The organism is Cricetibacter osteomyelitidis, from assembly GCF_004340985.1.
In the GTDB taxonomy this organism is placed as follows: Bacteria; Pseudomonadota; Gammaproteobacteria; order Enterobacterales; family Pasteurellaceae; genus Cricetibacter; species Cricetibacter osteomyelitidis.
The window spans coordinates 1-2,319 of record NZ_SLYB01000054.1 but is presented as its reverse complement, the minus strand read 5'-3'; the positions used below and the strand labels follow the sequence as shown (position 1 = coordinate 2,319).

At 33.5% G+C, this 2,319-nt stretch carries 2 protein-coding genes and 1 pseudogene; all 3 read right to left on the bottom strand.

Annotated features, from left to right (window positions below):
* Window positions 1–102 precede the first annotated feature (102 nt).
* Window positions 103–477: pseudogene (locus EDC44_RS12850) on the bottom strand (bacteriophage T4 gp5 trimerisation domain-containing protein); the annotation flags it as partial.
* 91 nt (window positions 478–568) lie between these two features.
* Window positions 569–1,414, bottom strand: coding sequence for a hypothetical protein (locus tag EDC44_RS13305; RefSeq protein WP_131979797.1), 846 nt, complete (start codon window positions 1,412–1,414; stop codon window positions 569–571).
* Window positions 1,411–2,319: glycoside hydrolase family 19 protein (locus EDC44_RS12840; RefSeq protein WP_424276120.1), on the bottom strand; the 909-nt coding region annotated here is incomplete at its 5' end. The genes EDC44_RS12840 and EDC44_RS13305, both read right to left, overlap by 4 nt.

Here is a 2,319-nt window from a genome sequence, read left to right as displayed (position 1 = left end):
GGCTAAATGTGCGTCTTGATTGTTTCATTTGGGTTTCCTCTTTTGGATGGTATTTTACCACCTATTGAGGACTGCAAGATTAGTGTATCACTACAAGTCACCGTTATTCGCCACTTCAATAATATAATCGTTGCCCACTTTCACTAAACTGTCGGCATATACTTCTATGGATTGGCTGTTGCCGATATTCAGAATGTCGTCTTTTTCAATTTTGGTAATACGGTTGCGTCCGATGGTTTGAGTTTGGTCTTGTCCGATAGTGACGCTTTCATCCGTTTGTACGCTTTCAGTGCGATTATTGCCGATATTAATCGTTTCATCATGCCCCACCTGTTCCGTGCGGTCGTTGCCGATTTTGGGGGCGTCGTGGTTGACGATGTTGTTTTGGTCACGTTCGGCGTGGATAAAGATTTCTTCCTGGTCTTTTTCATCTTCAAAGCGCAGTTCGTTAAAGCCGTTGCCTTTATAGGACTTGTTATATAAAATTTCTAAAAAATTAACCGCACTTTGAGTGTATTTGAATTTATCTCAAAAGTGCGGTCATTTTTCATGGAATTTGGATTAACGATTATTTTTCCTTTAAGTCAACATCTTCTGCCTTTATCCACATATTAATGTTTTTTTTGCCTTTATAGTTGATGAAGTACCATTTTTGGTTATTATCATCTATTTTCTCATTGAGTATATTTATTTTATCGCCTTTAACCAAATACATATTAGTTATAATCAAGTTGGTGTCATATAGATATGTTTTCCCTCTCAATATCTGCTTGGTAGATTGCATTAAAGCATTCTCATTTATATTATCCTTATGGCACATTTTAATTTCATATGCTCTATCTAGAATTTTGGCTTCAGAATAATAAGGATAAATCTTATTTATATTCGGCTCATCAACAATCCGATTATCAAAATATGGATCCAAACCATTATTAAATTGATTGGCAAGATCCTCTCGATTGATAATAGAAGCATCGCCTTTTACTTCAAATACATCTGGAATAAATTGTATAAACCAAGGGTTTATTCTGTCATAATTTCCATATGATAACATTGTAATTATAAAAAAATTATTCTCTTTACCAATACAAAAAGAAGATATTATTTTTTGACCATGAGATGGTATCCCCCTATATTCCTTAGAAAATTTGTTCTTATCTACAGATATATTATAAATAATATTTTGAGTAGAGGATGATATTCTACCCAATCTATCGATAGTTTCATCACCATCTAAAAATTTAGAGAAGGATAACTTAACCTTATAGCCTAAAATGTTTCCATTTACATCATTAAATTTATATTTTTCTGTATTTATATATGAATAATCAATAATGTCACTTATCTTATCTTTGGCTTGAGAAACACTAAAATTCAAAAAAAACAACAAAAAAAGAAATATTAACTTCATCATATTAGCCCTAACACATTAACAATTGAAAGAAATCTTTTCTTTCTATCTTCATATCCTTTCGCCTTATTAGGCAAGGAACCTTTTCCATACCATCCATTTATATTTGCACTTACTTTTATAAGTACATCCTCACTGATCCCCATATCCGCTAAATTATTTGTATCGGGATATCTAGATCCTATATATCGCCAATATAAACATGCAGATTCGGTACAGTAATCAATATTGTTAGAGATTAAATCAGGATTTGCCACAAAGTCTCTTATATCTTCAGGATAGAACAAGTTATGCTTTTCAGTATATAATATATAATTATTTTTCCCAGTAAGCTGAATATACCCTCTACCTCTATATAAAAAGCCATCTCCTGTTGTATTATTTCCCATTCTTCCTCCATAAGTAAGATTAAAAAGCTCTGGTTGCCTACAATATTTTTCATTAGGTGGACATATTACATCTTTAATATGAGTTGGAGCATCACGAAACTTTTTATTATTTAATGCAGCAACTCTTCTATAGTAAATTCCTTCAGTAGTCCCTGTAAAACCAGCACTCTCATGCGCACATTGTGCCAAAAAATGAGCAATCCTAAACGGAGTATTAATTTCATATTGCTCTGCATATTTATTTAACGCAGCCAATAACACACTATCGCTGCCTTTTCCTGGTGCAACAGCATTAACCATTTCTGGTGTAATTAATAACGACATTGTCATCAACCACCCCACCAATCCCAACGGATGAAAATAATACGCCTCTTTACTCGTACTAAACTGCCCGACTTCCAAGGCTATTTCCAAATTACTTGCACGTTGTTTAATCCAGTCCGATTCCGCCTGTTGTCCGTATTTTTCAAACATTTCACATACCGCCCGAAAATCTTCACTACGTCCTTTTTTCCATTC